21 protein-coding genes are annotated in these 23,116 nt (G+C 45.8%); 5 read left to right on the top strand and 16 right to left on the bottom strand.

Annotation, left to right across the window (positions count from 1 at the left end):
• Nucleotides 1-190: 190 nt before the first annotated feature.
• The 7 genes from MC7420_RS05315 to MC7420_RS05295 form a co-directional block, all read right to left on the bottom strand.
• The gene (locus MC7420_RS05315) at nt 191-2,416 is read right to left on the bottom strand and encodes a GumC family protein (RefSeq protein ID WP_006098894.1); all 2,226 of its coding nucleotides are present in this window, start codon (nt 2,414-2,416) and stop codon (nt 191-193) included.
• A 277-nt stretch (nt 2,417-2,693) separates the two neighbouring features.
• Nucleotides 2,694-3,899 (bottom strand): polysaccharide biosynthesis/export family protein, encoded by a 1,206-nt coding sequence (locus MC7420_RS05310; RefSeq protein WP_232231650.1) that lies wholly within the window; start codon nt 3,897-3,899, stop codon nt 2,694-2,696.
• Nucleotides 3,900-3,924: 25 nt separating this feature from the next.
• On the bottom strand, nt 3,925-4,050 hold the full coding sequence (locus MC7420_RS43225) for a hypothetical protein (protein ID WP_269546248.1): 126 nt from the start codon (nt 4,048-4,050) through the stop codon (nt 3,925-3,927).
• A gap of 196 nt (nt 4,051-4,246) precedes the next feature.
• On the bottom strand, nt 4,247-4,372 hold the full coding sequence (locus MC7420_RS43220; protein ID WP_006098882.1) for a hypothetical protein: 126 nt from the start codon (nt 4,370-4,372) through the stop codon (nt 4,247-4,249).
• Nucleotides 4,373-4,539: 167 nt separating this feature from the next.
• Nucleotides 4,540-5,262, bottom strand: a complete 723-nt coding sequence (locus tag MC7420_RS05305; RefSeq protein ID WP_006099010.1) for a cyanoexosortase B system-associated protein — start codon at nt 5,260-5,262, stop codon at nt 4,540-4,542.
• Between the two features lie 138 nt (nt 5,263-5,400).
• The gene (gene crtB, locus MC7420_RS05300; RefSeq protein ID WP_006099101.1) at nt 5,401-6,300 is read right to left on the bottom strand and encodes a cyanoexosortase B; all 900 of its coding nucleotides are present in this window, start codon (nt 6,298-6,300) and stop codon (nt 5,401-5,403) included.
• Nucleotides 6,301-6,334: 34 nt separating this feature from the next.
• The gene (locus MC7420_RS05295; protein ID WP_006098823.1) at nt 6,335-7,474 is read right to left on the bottom strand and encodes a DegT/DnrJ/EryC1/StrS family aminotransferase; all 1,140 of its coding nucleotides are present in this window, start codon (nt 7,472-7,474) and stop codon (nt 6,335-6,337) included.
• Between the two features lie 173 nt (nt 7,475-7,647).
• Between MC7420_RS05295 and MC7420_RS39210 the strand changes: the two genes are divergently transcribed.
• The 3 genes from MC7420_RS39210 to MC7420_RS05280 all read left to right on the top strand — a co-directional run bounded on the left by MC7420_RS39210 (nt 7,648) and on the right by MC7420_RS05280 (nt 10,839).
• The gene (locus MC7420_RS39210; RefSeq protein ID WP_006098831.1) at nt 7,648-7,803 is read left to right on the top strand and encodes a hypothetical protein; all 156 of its coding nucleotides are present in this window, start codon (nt 7,648-7,650) and stop codon (nt 7,801-7,803) included.
• Nucleotides 7,804-8,285: 482 nt separating this feature from the next.
• Complete coding sequence (locus tag MC7420_RS05285) at nt 8,286-9,695, top strand: DUF1517 domain-containing protein (RefSeq protein ID WP_006098903.1); 1,410 nt, start codon at nt 8,286-8,288, stop codon at nt 9,693-9,695.
• Between the two features lie 235 nt (nt 9,696-9,930).
• Complete coding sequence (locus tag MC7420_RS05280; RefSeq protein ID WP_006098846.1) at nt 9,931-10,839, top strand: Rpn family recombination-promoting nuclease/putative transposase; 909 nt, start codon at nt 9,931-9,933, stop codon at nt 10,837-10,839.
• Between the two features lie 111 nt (nt 10,840-10,950).
• Here MC7420_RS05280 and MC7420_RS05275 read toward each other — a convergent pair whose 3' ends face one another.
• On the bottom strand, nt 10,951-12,447 hold the full coding sequence (locus MC7420_RS05275; RefSeq protein ID WP_044205321.1) for a hypothetical protein: 1,497 nt from the start codon (nt 12,445-12,447) through the stop codon (nt 10,951-10,953).
• Between the two features lie 257 nt (nt 12,448-12,704).
• Nucleotides 12,705-13,088, bottom strand: a complete 384-nt coding sequence (locus tag MC7420_RS05270; RefSeq protein WP_006098869.1) for a metal-sensing transcriptional repressor — start codon at nt 13,086-13,088, stop codon at nt 12,705-12,707.
• A 233-nt stretch (nt 13,089-13,321) separates the two neighbouring features.
• Here MC7420_RS05270 and MC7420_RS05265 point away from each other — a divergent pair, with 233 nt between their 5' ends.
• A complete protein-coding gene (locus tag MC7420_RS05265; protein ID WP_006098901.1) occupies nt 13,322-14,524 on the top strand; it encodes an HhoA/HhoB/HtrA family serine endopeptidase in 1,203 nt (400 codons plus the stop codon).
• A 105-nt stretch (nt 14,525-14,629) separates the two neighbouring features.
• On the opposite strand, the gene MC7420_RS05260 is transcribed toward MC7420_RS05265, so the two are convergent.
• The 7 genes from MC7420_RS05260 to MC7420_RS34885 all read right to left on the bottom strand — a co-directional run bounded on the left by MC7420_RS05260 (nt 14,630) and on the right by MC7420_RS34885 (nt 22,493).
• On the bottom strand, nt 14,630-15,451 hold the full coding sequence (locus tag MC7420_RS05260; RefSeq protein WP_006098994.1) for a HEAT repeat domain-containing protein: 822 nt from the start codon (nt 15,449-15,451) through the stop codon (nt 14,630-14,632).
• Nucleotides 15,452-15,469: 18 nt separating this feature from the next.
• Complete coding sequence (locus tag MC7420_RS44020) at nt 15,470-15,571, bottom strand: polymorphic toxin type 34 domain-containing protein (RefSeq protein ID WP_071777192.1); 102 nt, start codon at nt 15,569-15,571, stop codon at nt 15,470-15,472.
• A 314-nt stretch (nt 15,572-15,885) separates the two neighbouring features.
• Nucleotides 15,886-16,266, bottom strand: coding sequence for a hypothetical protein (locus MC7420_RS05250; protein WP_157453044.1), 381 nt, complete (start codon nt 16,264-16,266; stop codon nt 15,886-15,888).
• 36 nt (nt 16,267-16,302) lie between these two features.
• Complete coding sequence (locus MC7420_RS34890) at nt 16,303-18,348, bottom strand: eCIS core domain-containing protein (protein ID WP_006099049.1); 2,046 nt, start codon at nt 18,346-18,348, stop codon at nt 16,303-16,305.
• A gap of 414 nt (nt 18,349-18,762) precedes the next feature.
• Nucleotides 18,763-19,737 carry a polyprenyl synthetase family protein gene (locus MC7420_RS05240; protein ID WP_006098835.1) on the bottom strand — a complete coding sequence of 325 codons (975 nt, stop codon included), beginning with the start codon at nt 19,735-19,737 and terminating at the stop codon, nt 18,763-18,765.
• 69 nt (nt 19,738-19,806) lie between these two features.
• Complete coding sequence (locus tag MC7420_RS05235; protein WP_006098978.1) at nt 19,807-20,427, bottom strand: hypothetical protein; 621 nt, start codon at nt 20,425-20,427, stop codon at nt 19,807-19,809.
• A gap of 80 nt (nt 20,428-20,507) precedes the next feature.
• Complete coding sequence (locus MC7420_RS34885; RefSeq protein ID WP_006099048.1) at nt 20,508-22,493, bottom strand: eCIS core domain-containing protein; 1,986 nt, start codon at nt 22,491-22,493, stop codon at nt 20,508-20,510.
• Nucleotides 22,494-22,618: 125 nt separating this feature from the next.
• On the opposite strand from MC7420_RS34885, the gene MC7420_RS05225 reads away from it, so the two are divergent.
• Entirely contained in the window at nt 22,619-23,008 is a 390-nt protein-coding gene (locus tag MC7420_RS05225) for a hypothetical protein (protein WP_044205170.1), read from the top strand.
• Nucleotides 23,009-23,116: the final 108 nt, after the last annotated feature.

Here is a 23,116-nt window from a genome sequence, read left to right as displayed (position 1 = left end):
TGTTAAGCCTTCCTGCTTTTAGCCCATTTCTTCTTGTCACAGATAGGGTCAAAGATAGCAGTTTTTTCTGGGGCTTCGCTAATCCCATACCTCATCCGGTGGTCTTCATCTGTCAATAAGGATGTGAATAAGACTTCATCAAGGTGAACTTCCTAATCAACATAAGACATAAGACATAAGACGAATGACATCAAGAGCGTGTAGCCCCTGTCGGAATTGGCTCCTCTTGTTCTTCTTCTAATTCCTCATCTTCAAAGGCATCTTCGTCTTCGTCTTCATACTCCAGTTCAATATCCTCCTCAACCTCGGTAGCGTTGACTGGAATCGAGGTATCCGCACCATTGATAATCGCCCCTAATAGCGGTGATGGCTCGGTTTCAGTTAATTCTTGAGCTGCCAGATTCAGGATTGATTTCTCGCTGTAACCCGGTCGGGTGACGAGTACCATCCCATCGGCTAGGGGTTCGAGCAACAGGGTATCATTGGACAGGGAGAGCGCTGGACTATCAATGACCACGAAGTCAAAGCGATTGCGAGCATCGCGGATAAGCTGTTGGAATTCTCGCGATTCTAGGATAGCAGCGGCTTGTTTTTGGGGTCCGGGACTGGGTACGATATAGAGATTCTGAATATTTGGGGCTAACTGAATGCAAGCACTCTTAGAGCCGTAGTAGGGTAAGGGTTGGGTCTTCGCTTCCGGTTCAGGGGTGACGTGGTGGAAATGGGCTTGGGAGGGGGAACGCAAATCGGCTTCAATTAATAGAGTACGCTTACCCGCATGGGCTGACGCGATCGCTAAATTATAAGCGGTGGTGCTTTTACCCTCTCCCTTAACCGTGCTGGCGATTAACACCACTTTCAAGGATTTATGCTCTCCACTACAAAGCTTACTGCGGAACCGTTCGTACACCTCTAAATAAGGTGAACTTGACTTGAGTAAAATACCCGTTTGTCCCAAATCTGGGTCAATGCTCATTACCACAGGCAATTCTGCCAAGACAGGGACATCATGTTGTGCCAGCAATTGCTGGATTTCTTTCGCCGCGTAGAGTTTGCTATCCAAGATAGCTAGGATGAGAATCACGCCAGCCGCCGCGACTAAGCCGACAAAGGTTCCCCCGGCAAGGATGACAATCGGATTAGTTGATTCTTTCCCGCCTTTCTTCTGGACGCCGGGAGGCTGACTAACGCTTAGATAGCTCACGGTTTCCGCTTCGGCGGCTTTGGCATCGATGAGTTTAGACTGTAGTGTGTTGTAGAAGTTTTGTTTGAGCTGAAACTGCTGCTGCAAGCGCACCTGCTCAAGCTGCCTAGTGGGAATCTGTTGATAGTCTTGAAGCAGTTCCTGTCCAATTCTTTTGGTCGTTTCCAGTTGATCTTGCAGGGTATCGCGTTGGGTTGATAATGACACCAACGTGTCAGCCAACTGTTTCCGGGCGGGGTCAAGGCTGCTATCGGCTCGGATTTGCGGCGGGGTTAAAGCTTCGCCCCCACTGTTCCCCTGAATCACCTCGGCGGCTCGTCGTGCCAGCATTGCTTCATACGTCCGTTGCTGTCGCTGTAACTCTTGTACATTCGGGTGTTGGTCTTTATACCCTTGACTCTTGAGCAGTTCTTCCTGAGTTTCAATTTGTTGCAATTGTCCGCGCAAGCCAGCGATGGTGGGATCAGCGCTGAGAGCAGAGTTCGTATAGGCTTGGTCAGCCGTCAACCCCAACCGCCTCTGCAAGCTAGCCATCTGACTCTCAATTCCTTCTAGAGTCTGTTGCAGTTGGCGTTGCTGTTGTTGGTTGGCACTAATTTGTGCCAGCAAGCTGTTATCTTCAGCTAGGGCTAAGGCTGCACCCTCAATCCGGTTAAAGGTTTCCAGTTCTTCTTGTGCCTGTTTTAGTTCTTCTTCTGCCTCGGCTGAGCGTGTTTCAATTGAGTCAATAATCGCTTGCAGTCGTCCGGTATTAATCAAACGACTTTGCTCGATTATTTTCTGCATCAGCACTTCTACAGTTTTGACGGCTTGTTCTGGATCGTCATCAGTGTAAATCACTCTTATTATTGATGGAATCGAGGCTTCTCCGTCTTTTCCTGATTTGTCGGACTTCCATTCCACATTCTCAATGATTTCTTTAGGATTACCACCTACAGCTATAGCTGTAGCTTTAATCACGTTTTCCTGTAGAAGATTCTCTTTTGTAAGCCCTTGAGTCCCTACCTGCTTAATTTGCTCTCCAGTTTGGGAAAAAATTTGAGGAGTGGTTACCGACAAATCTCCCCAACCCTCGTAAGATACAGCACTGGGGGGAGAAGGCATAATCGCCACAACGCCCGATCCGCCAGTAATTAGCGCAAAAACACCGATGCCAATGAATTTATAACGATCAAGGGCGATTAAATAGCGTTTAATTAAGGGGATAGTCATAGCAATTTCAGGCTAACGAGTCGTGCAAGCGGAGTCTAGGAGAGGATGCGCCGAATAGATGTATACTAAATTAAGGCAACTCATGTCAAAGTGTCTGTGCTTGTATTCTAGCTCAGCACCTTTGTAGGAGGATAGCAGAAAGGATGCGATCGCACAGCGATTTAACCAAACTACCGAGCAATGTCTTGTCCGGATAACAAATTGCATCTCTTCCCTGCGCCCAGACGTAGCATGCTACGTCTCTACATTGCTTCCCACAATGCTTATTCAGCAAGCCCTAGTTATTATTCCCTGAGCCAAACACATTCCCGACATTCTCAAAAAAGTTGCGAAATCCCAGAAAATCGCTAAAGGGTCGAGTCACTAAACGCAAAGCATAGTTGACTTTAGCGATAAGGCTACGACCGACAACAATAACATCTTCATTCTGCAAGGGGACATTTTGCGCCAAATCACCCATGAGGACAGCTTTCCCATCAATCTCCTGGGTCACGACTTTACCCTGTTCCGGATCAAACCGCATTAAGGCAATTTTACCTAAATCCGCATCGTCTAAACTTGGCGCTAGCGAGGTCAACGCATCAATAAAATTACTTCCATTGGGTAAATTCAGGTTGCCAATTCGACCATTAGGATAACTCAAGACTCGCAGCGTAATTTGCGGTGTCGCAAGCGTTGAGCGAGAGGCAAGACTGCGGTCATAATCCGTCGTTGTACCGGTTTCTAATTCCAATACGACGACAGAATCCCCATCTCGGAGACGCACATCCGGTAAGGATGTCGCATTTTGCAGCGGTGTAAATAAATCAATCTGTTGTTCAATAATCGAATTATTCGCAGGAGAACGCCGACGCACGATGACAGTACGCAAGTCAGCCAGATTCGTGGTTCCGCCAGCCGCTTGTAGAGCCGCCGTAAGCTGAGAACCGGGTGCTAGGGAATAATAACCAGGTCGAGTCACTTCACCTGCAATGGTGACTGTGGCGGAACGCAATCCGGCTAGAACTACGGTAACATCTGGGTCAACCACAAATTCACTAAAGGCGGTGGCTAATCTATCTTCAACTTGGTCGGGAGTAAGTCCGAGGACGTTAATTTTACCGACTAAGGGAACTAATATATTCCCTTGTAAATCAATTGTGCCGGAAAAATTAAGGTCAGGATAGCGTTCTACCGTAACTGCGATGGAATCACCAATACCGAGAACATATTCATTAAATTGATTATCCGGGACTCGTTGCGGTGATTCTTCTGGATAACCGAGGGGTGGCGGTGGCGCAAAGGGATCAGGAACATTAATATTGACTCCCTCTGTCGGACTATTAATATCTTGTGGAGGTGGCAAGGTGGGAAGTTGAGCCTGTTCTCGTTTGGCAGTTGATACTGAAGGTTCTGTTATTCTCTGAGACGTTGCCCAAGCAATTGAATTAATTTGCCCTAACCAGCCAATTGCTATTAATGTGCCGACAGCATACCAATTCACTTTAGTCAAAATTATTCCCTCCACATCACTCAATTATCAGGACGGGTTTAGCCACAATTATCAGGGCGGGTTTAGCCACAATTATCAGGACGGGTTTAGCCACAATTATCAGGGCGGGTTTAGCCACAATTATCAGGACGGGTTTAGCCACAATTATCAGGGCGGGTTTAGGGACAATTGTAGGGGCGGGTTTAGGGACAATTGTAGGGGCGGGTTTAGGGACAATTGTAGGGGCGGGTTTAGGGACAATTGTAGGGGCGGGTTTAGGGACAATTGTAGGGGCGGGTTTAGGGACAATTGTAGGGGCGGGTTTAGGGACAATTGTAGGGGCGGGTTTAGGGACTAAATTAGCTAGTCACCGCTAAATGAACAACAAAACCCGCCCTCCTCACCGCTAAATGAACAACAAAACCCGCCCTCCTCACCGCTAAATGAACAACAAAACCCGCCCTCCTCACCGAATAATGGCTCAAAAAAACCTGCCCTTGTTCATGTTAACCCTTGGTCGGGGCGGGTTTAGTCACATCTAGGTTAGGGAAGAAACAATAATGGTAAAACCCGCCCCTACACAGGCGCTATGCCCGACTAGCTCTCTCCACTCCCCCTGCGCCCCCTGCGCCCTCTGCGCCCCCTGCGCCCCTTAATCCTCTCCCGCCAACGGTTCTGTCATCAACGTCTTTTGCACAGTTTGACTGAGAGATTCAGCGATAGGTTTGGCGTCTGCCAAATCCCCTAACGGTTCCATCGGAATCTGGATAGAAACCGCTACCCATGGTACTCGCTGACGCTTTAACTGGGCAATTTGGTCAACCCAAAACCATTGTCGGGTAGCAGGATGACCCCCTGTCGCCCAAGCGTACCATTGAACAACGGCGAAGGTTTGCTGTTGAGTCCAAGCGCGAAAGAGACGGGCATTAACTTGCGCCTGGTTTGATTGCGTTTCAACGGTAAAGTTTAAGCGTTGATGGGAATCTGTCTTCCATTGAAAGACACCATTAATATCCATCCATTCAACCTGAGGTTGATCAATCGGACCATTAGGAGGACGTAATAATAACAATACAGGTTTATCTAAGTCGCCCTTAATTTCCTGATACGACCATTTATGCCCCCCTAAGGTAACAGTTCGTTGCTCTAAGGTTTCCCAGCCTGGAATCTCTAACCCCTCAATTTGCACCACTTTGATGCTACTGAAATTAGCAAATCTGGGTGGCTCAATCCACGACCAGTTGCCTGTAAAATAACTCGGTAATGCCCCGATCGCGACAATAACCAACAACAACAGTAACACGATCGCACGGTTGAATCGCAGGCGTTTAATCACCTGGCGCAGTCTTGAGGATTTCATGAGATTGGCTTTCATGGGCGGATGAGTTTTAATTGTTCCAGACGTGCCATGGTGCGTCTTTAATTTTGTGTAGGGGCGGGTTTAGGGATTTTAGGCTTGGCTATTGATGGTAACGTTTGTACAAAACCCGCCCTGACTAAATACAAACGTTTTTTAATCTCCCTCAGATACAGAATCAGGGGTTTGAGGTTCGGCATCAACAGAACGTTCAATGACTTTAAGTAAAATCACTAACATTCCTAACATCCCCGCCGAATACAGATCCCCGCCCCAACTTTCATGCAGCCAATGGAACGCTCCATCCATCCCAGTACCATGGAAGAATGTGAGTAGGGTATTGCGGATAATATTACCAATTACACTAACCAACACCGCACCAATGAGCAACAATGTCGTCTTCTGTCGTGATATCCACGCCCCACTCCAGTACAACAGCATTAAACTCACATATAAACTGGTAAACAGCATCTTTAATCCAGCGCAGTGAGGGGCGACTTCGACAATTCGTCCGCCGACAAATAAGTTAATGCCGACAACATTAACATCAATGCCAAATTGAATCAAAAGAAATCCCGCAACTCCGGCAATAAAGCGCTGTAGGGGTAAGGCGTAGGGTTCGATTAAGTAAGGAAATGCCGTTGGTGTTGCTAAAATTACCAAAAGTAGGGGAAAGCTTTGTAAGCGTAAACCCGGAATCCCTTTAAACCACAAACAAAGTCCGGCTAAAACCGTGGGAAAGGAAATATTAACCAGTTCCGATTGACCCGACAGATAAAAGACACCACCAACTGCCAGTAATCCTAACCCAATATAATTCGATTTATCCGGGATGGCTTGCCACTGCTGGCGATGAGTCCAGGCGATGTAGGCGGCAAAAGGCAGTCCAATTAAACCATGGCTAAAGTATTCATGTTCAATGCTAATACTTTTATTTAGCCAGCCATCATACCAGTGGATGAGTAGGGGCGCATAGAGGATAATCAGTAAAGCTGCGATCGCACCATCCCACAGGTGACGGTCAATGGCAATGGGAATCTTTTGTCCAAGTTGCATGATCTTACCCCGAAATTACAGCCGCCGGATGCGGTTACAACAGGCTATTTAAGCAATCAACCACTCGCTCAATTTGAGCGTTACTTATTCCAGGATACATAGGCAATGATAAAATTTCCTGGCACAGGGTCTCGGCGTGGGGGAAATCACCCTCTTGATAGCCCAAATAATGATAAGCGGGTTGGAGATGGCAAGGGAGGGGATAATGGATACCCGTTTGAATCCCGGCTGCATTGAGTTTCTCTTGCACCATTTCACGAGTCAGGGAACAGGCGGCGGTAATCCGAATCACGTACAGATGATACACATGACCCGTACCGCTTTGGTTTTGGATGGGGATAATCCCTTTGTCGGCTAGGGGGGCTAATAATTGGTCATAATACTGGGCGGCGGCGTTGCGAGACTGATTCCATTGGGACAAATGGGGTAACTTGGCGTTGAGAACCGCTGCTTGGATGGAATCTAAACGACTATTTTTGCCCAGTTCTGAGTGATAATATTTACGAGGTGCGCCATAATTCCGCAGCGATCGCAAGGTTTGATAGACATCGGGATCACTCGTCAGGGCGATTCCGCCATCGCCAAACGCGCCTAAATTTTTACTCGGATAAAAGCTAAAACCAGCGGCTTTACCCACCGAACCCGCCCGATACCCATCCCGTTGGGCTAAATGGGCTTGGGCGGCGTCTTCAAAGAGTAACAGGTTATGGCTATGGGCAAAGTTGAGTGATTGCGGCGGTGATACCATCTGACCATAGAGGTGAACGGGTATAATTGCCTTGGTTTTGGGAGTGATGGCTTTTTGCGCTGCATTCAAGTCAATCAGGGCGGTGTTGGGGTCACAATCGGCTAAGACGGGCGTCGCCTTTGCCTCAAGCACACCAATGAGAGTGGCGATGAACGTATTGGCAGGAACAATCACTTCATCACCTGCACCAATCCCATTTGCTTGTAATCCTAGCGCGATCGCATCTGTCCCGGAAGCGACACCGACACCATACTCTGCACCAGACGCCGCCGCAAATGCCGCTTCTAACTCGGCTAATGCTTGACCTAAAACGAAATCGCCGCGCTGGATAACCGTCTGAATCGCTTGTTCAATGTCCCCTTGAATCGGCTGGTGTTGCAGCGTTAGATCAACAAAGGGGATGGTTTCTGGGGGTAAGGGGTTCATGAATACACTGGGAAAGAATAGGAGTTTGCTGAGTTAGGTTATTTTATCCCTTCTTTAATTTATGTCCGATTTAGGTGCTAATGCCTACCCCTGAATTATCAAGTTTTGGTAAAGTTTCCGGTTAACCTACGTCTGGTAGCCAAGCTGTAGGGGCGGGTTTTACCGATAACATTTTGGAATCAACCGATAACGTAACTAAACCCGCCCTTCTCTACCATGATGGCGATGAAACGATGAATGATGTTCACCAAAAAGCTACAATTGTAGCTAAGGGAGTAGCATTGGGAGACTTTCGTCAGGAACCCCACGGCTATAAGCCGGAGGCTTGAATAAAGTCTATACCTGACCAGCCTAAGTGCTTAGCGCACTACGTTAACGGTAAGCGTTAAAGTTCCTACCTTGGGATGCGTGCCAGTCCCATGCTCTAGAACCGAGTGGTTAAACAGGTGTACAAGGGTTAAGCTAGTGCTACTTGGAAAGTACCGACCGTTAACATTGGCGAGGCAAACGTCACCCCGGAAACGGGAGTTAGGGGCAACCATACCCCACCCCTATGCGTACAGGTCGAAAGCTTTGAGCTTGTAATTGCCCAAGCGAAAGACAAATGCAAAGTGTCACCGAAGTAATTAAATCCAAGGCGGTAGGGGTTTTAACTTTTTCTTAAATTCAGTTTTGTACATGGGAAATGGAGCCGATGCACTTTCTAAAAAAGGGAGTCCTGTCGGACTGCTATTTATGTAAGAGGGCGAATTCCTCCCCATACATAAATGACAGGGGTTTCCATTCGCCCTCTTACCAACTCTAATTTTCGATGAATCGGCTACAACGGATGAACTTTAAGACGTTATTGGCTACCGCTCTTTGTTTAAGCCTAATTAACAGTGTAGACCTAGAGGTATCGCGCGATCGCATTAGCCCATTGCTCGATTTCCGTAATGACGCCTATGCTAGAAGCAGTGGGGGACGCAGCGGTGGCGGTTCCTTTAGTCGCGGTTCATCCTCACGTTCGGGTTCCAGCAGTAGCAGCCGTTCATCTTCCCCTAGCCGTTCATCCTCCCCTAGCCGTTCATCCTCCCCTCCATCATCGTCGAGAACATCTCCATCTCAATCTAATCCTACCCATAGGGGAACAACCGGGGGACGAGCTAGTGGCGGGACATTAAACAAACCCACATCTCCAACTCCGACTCAAACCAAGCCGAATCAACCGAGTCCCTCATCAACCCATCCCAGTCGTACCTCTTACCCAGCTTATGGACACGGACATAATTCGGTGGAACTGGAAATTGAAATCGAAAATGACGATAACGATTTCCAGAATTATCCCTCAACATCCTATCCAGGGACAACTTCAGCACCGCCTCCCCAAAATCAAACCCTTCCGGATTCAGCGACAACGGATTCAGCACCCCCTGTACAACCCAATCAAAGCCTGACCAATCCGGGCTCAACTAATAGTACAACTCCACCGCCAGCTACCGCGCCAGCCACGAATCCAACTCAAGCGGTGAACTCCACGAAATCAGCGAACTCTTTACCCGTCTTGATTGTTTTACTATTTTTTGGTGTCGGTATTTTCCTGGTTGTTTATCTACTAATCCGGTTAATTTTGTCTCTCCTCAAACGCCGAAAAGCCGTCACCAATGAACTAGATAATGATATTGTCACGGTGAGTAAATTACAGGTAGCCTTATTTGCTCATACCCCAAACTTGCAATCAGAGTTATCGGAACTCACCTTAACTGTCGATACAACGACTCCCGAAGGCTTACTCGAACTGCTGCAAGAATCGGCGTTAGTTTTGCTACGTCATTCAGATACCTGGAGTCATGTTTTAAGCAGTTCGCAAAGCGTTGATATCGAAGAAGCAAAAACACTATTTACCCAACTTTCGGTAGAAGAACGCAGCAAATTTAGTGCCGAAACCCTCAGCAATGTTGGCGGACGAGTGCGGCAAAAAGTTCCGGTAATGCCCAATGCTCAGGAAGACCCAGCGGCTTATATTGTCGTGACACTCTTAGTTGGAACAGCAGATGATCACCCGTTATTTGATGACATTCGTTCAGTCGAGGTACTAAATCAGGCATTAAATAAAGTCGCGTCAGTGCGTCCTGAATATTTGATGACCGTGGAACTGCTTTGGAGTCCTCAGAGTCAAGACGATAGCCTAACTTATGATGAATTGTTGACGGAATATACAGATATGATTCAAATCATTTAATTAAGGGAATTGCCTGCTCAAGAGGAAATGTAGAGACGTTGCATGCAACGTCTCTACTAACACAGGGGATTAAATAAAGGGCGACCCGAGCAAATTGAGGGGATAAAGTTGTTGATTTGTGCCAGCGGGTCGCCCCTACACAAATACAAAAGGCGACAGGCTCCCGTTCCTATTTTTCATACCCCTATCTCGTGAAATTTAATTTTATCCTACTTCTTATCGATGAGAAAAAAATATGAAATTTATCAGTCCTAAAGTCGATTATGCGTTTAAAAAAATATTTGGTTCTGACCAAAGCCAAGAAATACTGATTAGCTTTCTCAATGCCATTATTTATAGTAACAAAAACGTTATTCGTTCTTTAACTATTCTAAACCCATACAATCCTGGTAAAGTTCGAGAGTTAAAGGAGAGCTATTTGGACGTGAGAGCCATTTTGTATGACGGCTCGACTGTTATTATTGAAATGCAAGTATCCAGCACAAAAGCTTTTGATAAACGGGTCGCTTACAACCTCGCTAAGACTTACGCAAATCAGTTAGGCGTTGGCGAAGGTTACTGGCTGTTAAATCCAGTAATTGCTATAAATATTGCTGATTTTATCATGTTTCAAGAAACCCCTAAAGTTGTGACAAAGTTTATTTTCAAAGAAGAGGAAGAGTCATTTAAGTATAAAGCTGTAGAATTACAACTCATTTTCATAGAATTACCAAAATTCAATAAAACCTTGTCTGAGTTAAATAGTTTGACGGATAAGTGGATTTACTTTATTAAAGAAGCAGCAACCTGGGAAAGCATTCCCGCCTCCTTAGCGGAAGTATCTGCAATAGAGAAAGCCCTAAATATCGCGAATCAAGCGAATCTCACCGTAGAAGAATTGGAGGAATTGGAGCGGCGAGCAATAATGTTACAAGATGAAACAGGGCGAATCCTTCAAGCTAAAGATGAAGGAATTCTACAAGGAAAGCTCGGAGTAGTAATAGCTTTTCTCCAGCAGCGTTTTGGCGAAATTCCTAAAAACATTAGCTGGAAAATCGAAGGTTTGTCTGGGAAAGATTTAGAACGTTTAGTCCAGACAATTTTAAGCTTTAATAGCCTGGAAGATTTGTCGAGTTGGCTGGAACAAGGTACATCGGCAGAATAAGCACCATTGTAGAGACGCGCCATGGCGCGTCTCTACATAAATGATGTGTCCTAACCGCTATGGCGGTTGCTATATGTACTTTCGCTAACCTTTTCCTACCCTCATCTCCTCTCAACGTTGAGACCAAGGAATCTCAGACTTATCGGCTAAGAGACTCGCCACAGCCGCCGCGCCATACCGATTAAGATGACTCGGATCAGCAAAATACTGATTCTGATTTTTCCATTGCTCTCCTAAATCCACAAAAACAAACTCATTCCGAGCCGCCTTCTGCTGCATTCGCTTACGGAATTGCCGTTCACGAGTTAAACGCACCGAATCTAAATAATCATCACTTACAGGCAAATTCACAATCACCAAAGGAATCTGCTGCTGTGCTAAAAACGCCTGAATCGAATTCAACGCCACCGCCTGCGAACCTGCAAAGCTAAACGGTTGATAATCCGCATCATAACGCCCCGCAACACGGGGATTTTGCTGATAGTACGTTTTTGGGTCAAATTTACTATCCATCGGCAGAAAGCCATTGGCATCCATCGCGATCGCACTGTACCCTGTAGTATTACGTGCCAGTGCTAGTCGTTGCGGTTGGCTTCCCCCTAACTGAGTTAAAAGTAACCGAGTCTCTGGAGTGGTGATAGGATTGCTACTGGTTTCAAAGGAAACGCGGGTTAATCGCCAGCGTTCAGCCGTATCATTAGCAGGTATCGTATCGCTCGGTTGTGTCGATTTCTCTGAGTCGGGACTCTGGGTGATTGATGCTGGAATCTCTTCACAAGTATTTGGGGTTTTGGTCGTCGGTTCCGGTAATTTGGGGCGATTCCCTGCCATTACCTGTTGATATCCCGCCGATGTTGCCAAACTATTATAAGTTTTATCCGTTCGCCCACTATTAAACGCCCGCACACCATCTGCCCAAATCACCAGGCGCGGGAGTTGTTCCGGCGTTAAAAGTTGCCGCAGTTGAAAATCAACCACTTGAGCCGTCGCCCCATTCACGCCAAAGTTGAAAATTTTTAACCCCCCTTTGCCGTAACGCGCCAGAACTTGTTGCAATTGTTGGGGATCAACACCAACTAATGCCCGTGAACTGCCCACAATCAGGACATCTGGCGGACCAACGGCGGCGACGTAAGACAGATACAGCAGGAGTTGTTCTTCAAAGATGGGGTTATTAAAGCTGGCAAAGGGTAGAGGAGAGGTTTTTGTCGTCGCTTTTTGTTGGGCAACATCTAAGTTGTTTAGATATTCTGCCACCTTTTTCTGAGCAAATGCCCGTTTCGGACTATCCGGTGGCACTGATTGCATCGCCTCAATCGCTTGAATCCAGCCTAAGACAACCAAATCCCAATCTTGGGGCGATTGGGCAGATTGAGCCAGATTCGCCGCCCCCATCGCTTTGTCAATCGCTTTGGTAAAGGGATCAACTTGGGGCGGACAAGATGGGGAATTTTCCACCGCTAGAATTGATTCAGCCGGGGAGTCAGCTTGGGATGGGGAATGCTGACTTTCAGCCGTATCGGGAGGAGAATTCCATGAACAGCCAGTTACCCCCACCAATAACGCGGCAAGGACGGTATAGGGACGTTTCCAGTAAAAATTAGCCATAAGGCGATCGCACTCTTGATTGAAATCTTGTGCTGAGAACCACACTCAGCAGGAATTTATAGCCAGATAGTTCTATCCTTAATTATGCTCAAAATCGGGATCATAATGGAGATCTCAATGTATCCACCCGTCCAGATTTTCTCCCTGTCCCCCTGCACACGGGCGGGTTTAATTCCATCTGGGTGAGGTCAGACACGATAGTCGTGAAACCCGCCCCTACACAAACTCAAAACTCCACCTCTCCCTCACCAAAAGAACTAGGGTAAAAATCGATCTAACGCGGTCTTCAATTGTTCGATTTCCGCCTCCATGTTACCTTCCTCCGCCGCCCGACCGATACATTCAGTTAAATGCTCATCTAAAATAACTCGGGCAACTCGATTTAATGCACCTCGCACGGCGGCAACTTGCACCAGCACATCTGGACAGGGACGGCTTTCCTGTACCATCGTCTTAATCCCTCGGATATGTCCCTCAATTCGAGAAAGCCGATTGACAATTCGCCGCAGAGACTCCTCATCGTGAACATGGGCGTGGGTTGATCCATCATGATCATGATCATGCTCACCATGACTGGTGTGGAAGGATTGATTTAGCGAATGTTGGTCTGAGTCTGACCGAGTATAGGTTTCATTAATCAATGGCTTAGCTCCAGTTCGGGATTGGCAACGTTGATGGATTTGTTCTTACTGTTCATCCTAATCCAGAGTTGAGATGTTTGGGAGCCAGGTTTTCTAAGGAAGGGGAATCGCCCATCGCTGAAACACTCTTGGCTCAAAGAACGTCCTGGATCAACCAGCCAATGTTAAGTGCTTGTGACAATAATTTGGATAGATGATCATAGATACATACAACTGAACTTAAGAATAAGGTTATGCGATTGACAACGTTGTTCCCTCGATTACGCCAAATCAGCGCTTATCTGATCGCGATCGCGACAGGTGTTCTGTTGACGGTTGGGTTTTATAATGTCTCACCCTCTCACGCTGAACCGATTTTGACAAATGAACCCGAATCCCCAATAGTTCTCGCCCAACGCCCACCCATTACCAATATCGGCGGCAGTTTTGTCACGGCGGCGGTGAATCAAGTCGGACCTGCTGTAGTACGAATTGACACAGAACGTACAGTGACACGCCGCCTCGATCCATTTTTTGATGATCCCTTCTTCCGGCGGTTTTTCGGGGAGGATGCATTTCCCCAAATGCCCCAAGAACGCCGTCTGCGGGGTCAAGGATCTGGGTTTATTATTGATCCCACTGGTGTAGTTGTCACCAATGCCCATGTGGTGGATCGGGCAGATAAGGTAACGGTGATTCTCAAAGACGGACGCCAGTTTGAAGGAAATGTCCAGGGTGTCGATGAAATCACAGATTTAGCGGTGGTCAAAATTGATGGCAACAATTTGCCAGTTGTCACATTGGGAGACTCGACTAACGTACAAGTTGGGGATTGGGCGATCGCGGTGGGGAATCCCTTGGGGTTAGATAATACCGTGACGCTAGGGATTATCAGTACCCTCCAGCGATCGAGTGCAGAAGCCGGGATTCCCGAAAAACGACTTGATTTCATTCAAACTGATGCGGCGATTAACCCTGGTAATTCGGGGGGTCCACTGTTAAACCAACAGGGACAAGTGATTGGCATTAATACCGCCATTCGTGCGGATGCGATGGGGATTGGGTTTGCCATTCCCATCAATAAAGCTAAAGAAATTACTGCCAAATTGATGCGCGGTGAAAAAGTTGTCCACCCGTTCATCGGTATTCGCATGACTACCCTAACCCCTCAATTGGCGCAAGAAAACAATCGCGATCCAAATTCCTCGTTTATGGTACCGGAAGTGAATGGGGTTTTAGTCGTGCAAGTTGTACCAGACTCTCCAGCAGCAGCAGGAGGTATGCGTCGTGGGGATGTTGTCACCGCCATTAATGGACAATCGGTGACAAGTGCAGAACAGTTGCAACGTTTGGTTGAGAATAGTGGTGTGAATCAAGTTCTCCAAATCAAAGTGGTGCGGGGGAATCAGACGAAAACGTTATCAGTGCGGACAAGGGAAATGCAAGAAACGACTTAGTACATAAATCTTGCCGTAACGCACCGTCATCAAGTTGGATGGCTGCGTTACTTCGTTAACGCAGCCAACAAGATCCGCGATCGCACTAACTAAAAAAGCGATCGCCTACACTTGATTAGATTGTGATTTTAACACGGCTAATTTTGCTATAATGCTCTGACTATGATGAGCTAATAGTGGGAAACGCTTTTCAAGTAAATTCAATACTTGACAAATTTCGGATGCATCAGAAGTAATTGTTAAGGGTATTTTGCGATCTATCAAATCACCTAATATATTGAGCATAACGGTAGCTAAATCTTCATCCGCATTTTCCAAAAAAGTCAATAGCGATTTCATGGCTTCCGTGTCACCAAGCCTGTATTTAGCTGCTAATAGTTCAGCTTTAACTTCTAGGGAATCTTCTGATTCAATGTAAGTTTGAAGCTGTGGTAATAGATCGGGTTTACCTACAAGTCCGAGGGAGTTAGCTGCATAAGACCGAACTGCTTCATCAGGATCTTGCATTGCTGATTTTAAAGTATCTAGAGCATCAGGATCTCCTAGATCTCCAAGCGTTTCTGCTGCTGACGCCCGAACCAGGGGAGCCGAATCGTTAAGTAACAATGACTCGATTGAATCTCTTGCTGGTTTATAAGCAAGTATTCCCAAGGAATCTGTTGCCCCCGATCTAACCAGCTCTTTTGGATCGACTAGTAAGTTTATAAGTGCACAGCCAACAGATTCAATTTCGTTTTCTCCCAAATCACCAAGAGCTTCTGCTGCACAGAAGCGAATTCCCTCATCAGAAGAATGCAGTAATTCTAATATCACGGGGACAGCCGAATCAGCTTTCATTTTGACTAATTCCTGAAGTGCAAAAGCTTGCTCTTTAGGTTCGCCAGAAGCACACTTTTCTATTAACTTATTAATCCTAGTATCTTGCATGAAAATAACTCCTTAACTCTAACTATCGCGACTATAGCGACTGTGCCTACATCTTTTTGCTTTTTGGGTTGCTTTGATTCTGTTGATTTTGTTGGTATCTCCAGCAGCTTCCGACGACATCAGCAACTGAAATCCTTGATTCGGACTGAGGCTGCACCGTTGGCGTTGCTGTGTTCTTATCACCCTTGGCTTCCAGACTTCGCATCACATTCGCGGCTAGTCTATCCGCCGACTCTCTGGAATACTCCCCTATTTCCGGCGACTGAGACGATTTCTTATTTGGCTTGGGTTGAATCGAAAAATGCCCTAATTTAGACGGACTCTTGATCTTTTTCTGTGCTGTTGTTGGAGTCCAGGAGGAATTTTTATTTTGCAGGGGTTTATACATGATGCAACCTCACTAAGGGCTTGAATATTTGATCAGAAAGTAGTCCTTACCCAAAAGTACCAGCTTTACTAAAAAAATCAATAATATTAATTGCTAAAGCCAGAATTATTACGAAAATACTGGTAAGCTGTGCAACTCTACATTGTTTTTTTAGCCGATGCTTGGACTTGACTATTTTCCATGACAAAATCAATGAACTATAAATGCAAATAATGGAGCCAACTAAAACTAATACATTAGTGACAGTCGGTATATTTATTTGAAAATCAACTTTAAGATCCTTAGATTGAATAATTATCCTTGGCACATTCACTCCTGGAACCTGAATAAATAGCTCATAGATACTCATATATCCAGTAATCAATGAAAATAAAATGCAGGCAATATTAAAGCTAATTATACATAAATATTTTTTGAGGGCTGACATGATAAATCGGCTCAGTTACTTGGTTAATCTATTGTTCTAGTTAGTTGGCTCCAAAGCTATGCGCTGTTTCAAGGCATTCAGAAAAGTTTCTACCAGAGTTCTAGCCCCTGCATTCGTTGACATTCCCAAAACAAAACCAACTCTTCCTGGAAGACCAAGTGTACCTTCTGAATTTGCCCCTACATACAAAGCCGCTGCATCATTGACTTGATCAGTGTAGCGGTCTATCCATTCTGACTCATTAGAAAAGTTTGTACCATCCCAGTTGTTTAGACCAACCGCTTGAGCAAAAATACTGTAACGTCTATCGCGACTCGGCGTTCCCTGATCCGTGCTTCCATTAAGATAGTACTCTCGCAAAATTTCCGATACTTTTCTGCCTCCTGATGTTTCATCAATATCAAATTGTTGATCAATGACATAAGTATCAATATTGCCAAGCATATCTTGAGGAGAGGCATACTCATTGATAATAGCTTGCATTTCTGTACTGGAAATTTGATTGTCGTTACGAATCCATTCAAACTGAATTTCTGCTAATACACTACCTAAGTCTCCTACCCAAGTGACAGCATCAACGTTGTCGTCAATACCAATAGAAGATAACACAGGAGCTTGAACTGACTGAGGATAGTTTAAAGCATCTAGACCAGCAAAGACATGACCCAGATCTATATAACTACCATCTTCTAAACTAATTTCCTGGTTGCTGGCGATATCAGGAGTATTACCTTGGCTATCTTTTACATTATGCTCTTGTCTCACTACATCGAAATCGTTAAACCAAAAAGGAATCGCCAAAGTGAAGCGTTCCTTTTCCTGGTGTTCTGTTGTATAAGGTGCTTCAATATCCTTAGCACCTTCAATTAAATAATTATCCCAGCCTTCTCTATCGTAGAAAATTTTCCTGAGTCGGGTAATCATGAGTTTTGTGTTTGTCTGTTCTTCCGGGGAATATTTTCGTTCCTCTGCTTCTACGAGAGCGATAAAATCCCGAATTGATATAGCTGAAGCTGGAGCATTTTCTACAATGGGTTGATGCAGCGACTCATTATCCTGCTTCTGAACTTTATTTGAAGCTTCTTTGCGCTCTATCGTAGTACCATTCTGCTGCACCACATGAGTCAACTCATGTGCCGTCAATTCATTATTCCCCGGCGACTTCCCTTCGCCAAAATAAACATCACTCCCATGAGTAAACGCCTGTGCGCCTAACTCCTGGCTCATCTGCACCGCCGCACTATCCGTATGCACCCGCACTGAGCTAAAATCTGCACCAAAGCGCGGCTCCATGAAGCTTCGCACCTCATTCGATAAAGGACTACCACCACCCTTAGAGGTATTCAACTGAGTCTCTACATTACTGCTTGTCTCAAAGGCGCCATCTGAGGTTGCCTTAGCTTGAACTTCTTCTTGCTTCTCTAATGCCATCTCCCGTTGCACTAGGGGAGTAATAAAAGCAGCGATTGGCTTGGCTTGCACTTCCTCTACATTTTCCTCGGCTATCCCTTCCCGTTGAATTGGCTGATTTTTGACAGGTGCAGGCATTGACATCACCTGACGCGCTACGGTATCAGCTTCCACCTCATACTTATCCCCAGGCGCACCAACTGTTACCTTTGCCTGAATTCCATTCGCTGCCAAGGATATTTGCTCAACTTCTTTCTCAGCTTCGGCTGATTGCTCTTGTTGTTCAGAGGCACAATCTGCACATTGCCTTTGAATTGGGTTTTCTGGCACGACTTCAGAAGTCATTCTTACTTGTGGAGTCAGGGTGCGTGGCGTTAGGGTGGACATTCTTTGTCCGACGACATCAGCAACTGAAATCCTGGATTCGGACTGAGGCTGCACTGTTGGCGTTTCTGTCTCCTGAGACCCCTTAGCTTCCAGACTTCGCATCACATTCGCGGCTAGTCTATCCGCCGAGTCTCTGGAATACTCCCCTATTTCCTGCGACTGAGACGATTTCTGATTTGGCTTGGGTTGAATCGAAAAATGCCCTAATTTAGACGGACTCTTGCTCTTTTTCTGTGCCGTTGTTGGAGTCCAGGAGGAATTTTTCTTTTGTAGGGGTTTATACATGATGCCGCCTCAGTTACCTGATGATTTATTGAATCCAGCTCAATCCTGGAGGAAACTCTATCATTCTATCTCCTCATCGCCTATCCAGAACACTATCACTACGCGCCAGCGAACTGCGAAAAACAACGTAGCGCATAAAGCATAAATCTTGCCGTAACGCAGCCGACAATATCCGCGATCGCACTCACCAAAAAAGCGATCGCCTACACGTTATTAGATTGTCATTTTAACACCGCTAATTTTGCTATCTACTGTCTCGTTAAATGGGGCTTTCCAGGACAAATTCCCAAGCGCGATCGCACAGATTCCCCTTCACCTTATACCTTTTCTCCGATTTGATATTTTAATTTACCGTCTCCATCGCCTTACTAACTCTAAACATTTTTTGGTTTGGTCAAGAATAGCGCGATCGCGCTACCTCAAAACATCCTCAATGTGGGCAAAAATTGTAGTTACATAAGCAGTTAAAGCCGTAACCCCCTGCTGACCTGGACAGGGTTCCAAAGCTGCAACCGCTTTTTTACGCTCTTGCAAAGCTGTCCAAATCATAAAATCACGAGTATTAATCTGATCGAGAATCTCACGAATCCGTTCTGATTCCTTCGCTAAACTAGCATCATCGATTAGTTTCTGGAGTTCATCACGCCGATTATGGGCTACGTTGAGACCGTAAATAACTGGCAATGTTATCTTACCCATTACCAAGTCACCCCTGCCAGATTGTCCCCAAATTCCTTCAAAATCATCAAACAACTGTAGAGCCAATCCAAGATGATATCCAAACCTGCGACAGGCATCAAGAAGTTTTGGGTTATCAGGACCACAAAGTCCACCAGCAGTACAAGCTAAAACAAAGGCACTAGCATTTTTTTCTTCTATCGTATGCCAGTAGTCTTCAATAGTGAGAGTTAGATTGCGTAGATCCCGATCTTGACCTTTTAATAAGTGCAGTCCTGTTTGAGAAAAGTGTTGATTAATTACTCGATAAAGCTCAGGAGTCCATGCAGCTTGAGCCAGGAGTTCATTGCATAACGCATAGAGGGCTGCACTGAAGTTAAAGCTGCGAGCCAAACCAATTGTTGCCCACAGCGCATCAGGTCGATCCTGATCCTGCAAATCATCTAAGATACGCATGGCTAAACTGAGGACTACCCAAGCAGCACTTACTGGAATCGCTTCTTGTGGATTACCGCCCACTGCCGCACAACTTGCCAACGGCAAAATTGCTAGCGCACTTAAGGGTTCATCCGTGACAGCCGTCAAAACTGAGCGAAACTCAGGCCAGTCAGATGGTGCATGTTGCCGAACGTAGCTGCGTACATCTGGCAGCAGTTCTTGAAATCTCGTTAATTCAGTAACATCTCTATCGGTTAGGCTAAAATTAGCCACTGCTATCCTCTCCAGTTGGAAACTTAATTTCTGTCAAGACTTGAGCTGGGTGAGGCTTAATCTCCAAATTCACGGAGACGGAGACTCAATAAACACTCTTATCTTCTCATTCTGCCCTGGTTGTTCTTGAATCAGTTCATGGACTTTCAGAACAGAAAAAGGCGATTTTGTATTTTCTCCTTGATCTTCTCTGAGTGCAGATAGTTCAGGTAAGTCAAAATCAATTAGTGATCCCCAATAACCTTCGAGCCATACGGCACATGAATTTACCGTTTTTGGGCAGATATCTCTCAACGTAGATAAGAGTGATATGCTCATGGCAGCGTCACTAAGAGACAAAAAGATAGTGTCTTGGTCAAGGTCTTTATCAGATGTACCGATAAAGGAATCACCAAGGGCGAGTCGGTAGGAATCTTGGAAATGAATCACCACTGGAAGTCGCAGTAGTTTTCTTGAGCCAGAAGCTGTCTGAGTTTCGTTGTTGAGCCAATTGAGTAGTTGACTTGATGGCTGAATTGGGGGTCCTGGAATGAAACTAACAGAATTTGTGGGTCTCATCGGATTTGTCATAGGTGTTTCTTTGGGGTTTAATTGTGAGGTTAAAGGAATAGGGCTAGAATTGACGCTGGCAGAGGTTTGACACCCCCAGATAACCATAGCAATCAAACTAATTAAATTGCTAGCTTTCATCGTATTATCCCTTTCCTTGCTTGTGGGTATCTTTGCCCGTTACCAAAGTATTTAGAGAAACTGTGATATGCTGACAGCAATCATGTATGATAGTCATAGTCATGTCCCTTTGCTGCGGCATCAGAATGTGTCCAGAAATGAAGTTCCTTACTGCGTTTCAGTAATTCTTTTGTTTGTTTATTAGAGCGTTTCAGGGCTGCAACCTGCTTACCTTTATCAGTAAGTGTGAGACCAGCAGCAATAACAGCTTTCACATTTTGACCATCTGCAACCATGCTGTGTTTCCGTTGGATTTTTTCACGGTCTGATGTATATGCAAAGTGATCTTCCCATGTTGTTGCAGTAGCTCTTGTTGGCCAAGGATCTGCCACAACAATGTCCGCATCAGTGTCTTCTGGTACGCCCATAAGAACAAAGTCATGGTCTAATCCCTGTTTAGAAGACCAGTGGAGCGTTTCACCTACAGCCTGAACCCGTAAGTAATCAAAAGCAACCTCAGCGTGTTCACCACAATTGCCACCATGAGCGAGATCTGCCTTAGCTGCTGTCAAGGCTTCCGGATTGGCAGCCGCAATAGGCTTCACCGAGTCAGTCAACTGCCAGAAACTCGTTGCACCCACAGCCTCAAGAACCTGAGGATCGTCACGCATAACCAAAAGACGGAACTGGGAGTTAAAGTTAGTTGCCTTCAATGCTTCTGTCTGATTACCTGCACCGTATAAAAACACGGATTTAGTGTGTTTAATTGCTTCTTTCGCCTTGTCAAGGCGACTCATGGCTTTTGAACTGACCTGCTTTCCCGGTTTACCTGGGGCAGAATTTCCCCGCATCATGAGTCGTGCTTGTTGCAGAGGGGCAGTTTGGGTAATTTCAACCCGTTGATTAGGTTCTTGTAGTTGAGATTGATATTGATCCAGAGTTTTATTGCTGTTTACCTGCTGAAAATCTTGTAATTCTTTGCGATACAAGGCAGTATTACCTTGTTGAGAAGAAAAAATCGATTGGAGATATCCAGGTACTTTGTGGGCGGAACTCTCTGATTGAATAGATTGCTGTTCTTGCTTGGGTGAGACTGCACCGGTCTGCTGTACCACATGAGTCATTTCATGTGCCAACAAAAGCTTGCCATCGGTTGAACCGGGATTATACTTCCCTTGGTTAAAGAAAATATCCTGCCCGTGAGTAAACGCCTGAGCGCCCAACTCCTGATTCATCTGCACCGCTTCACCACCCGTATGCACCCGCACTCCACTAAAGTCAGAACCAAAACGCGGCTCCATAAACCCTCTCACGTCCTCCGATAAAGGAGAACCTCCACCCTTAGACGCATTCAAACGGCTCTCTAAATCCTCAGACGCTTCAGTTCCACCTGCTTGAAATGCCCGTTGCACTAATCCTTGTGTTTGCACCTGCTCAGATAATCGCCTCTGTACAACAGGCGTAATCGACTGTGCCAAAGACTCTCTCTGAATGGGGTTATTCTCTTGTGCTAAACGCTGAACTGGAGCTGAATTGTCAGAAGGTGATGACATAGAAACCACTTGAGCCGCCACTCGGTCAGCTTCTTGCTCGTAGGGATCTCCTGGCGTTCCGACAGTCAGTTTCGTTTGGATTGCTCCTGCCTCTGACGATATCTGCTCAATGTCTTTCCCGGCTGCGGTTGATTGTTCTTGTTGGGGAGAGGCACAATCAGCACATTGCCGTTGAATCGGGTTTTCTGGTGACACTTCAGAAGCCATTCTTACTTGGGGAGTCAGGGGGCGTGCCATCACAGTGGGCATTCTCTGTCCGACGACATCAGCCACTGAAATCCTTGATTCGGACTGAGGCTGCACTGTTGGCGTTTCTGTCTCCTGGGAATCCTTAGCTTCTAGACTTCGCATCACATTCGCCGCTAGTCTATCCGCCGAGTCTCTGGAATACTCCCCTATTTCCTGGGGCTGAGACGATTTCTTATTTGGCTTGGGTTGAATCGAAAAATGTCCTAATTTAGACGGACTCTTACTTTTTTTCTGTGCCGTTGTTGGAGTCCAGGAGGAATTTTTCTTTTGTAGGGGTTTATACATGATGCTGCCTCAGTTGCCTGATGATTTGTCACTTCCGAGCCTGTTGCCTCAAGAATTCTGGGTGATTCTCCCATAAGCGAGCGCCTGCCTACTTCGGCGAAACACCTGTAACAAGACATCTTGAGATGTGGATAAATTATAAACGGTTTTTCCCGAATTTAACTCACACTGCAATAGGGTTTAACATAGAAGCCATTAAACCCTATAACCCTTCAGCCTTAGAGACGCTCTGCACTATCTTTAAGCTTTCTTCCTTTGAGCAATATATCCTCTTATTGTGCGTCGGGATTGAATTAGACAGAAAATTTAAAGTCTTGTGTGCCAAATTTCATGGTCATCCCGACCAAAATTATTCGACTCTGAATTTAGCGTTGGCTACGTTTAGCGAGGCTAATTTTCGTGTTTTCTCTTCCGCATCTCCCTTGGAATCCTGGGGACTGATTGAAAGTAGTGATGGTCAAACCCTTGGCTCTCCCGTACTTAGAGTGATAATAAAGTCTTATAAATTAAGCTAAAGTCCCATGATGTAATGCTTGTAGGTTGGGAAAACGCAAGGAAACCCAACTAATCCAGCTTAAAAGCTAGGTTTTCCTCCAATCAAGCTCATCGCTACACATATAAGT

Origin of the sequence: Coleofasciculus chthonoplastes PCC 7420 (genome assembly GCF_000155555.1) — a bacterium.
Classification (GTDB): Bacteria; Cyanobacteriota; Cyanobacteriia; order Cyanobacteriales; family Coleofasciculaceae; genus Coleofasciculus; species Coleofasciculus chthonoplastes_A.
Note: the sequence above shows the minus strand (reverse complement) of the source record. Positions and strands in the feature narration are given on the sequence as shown.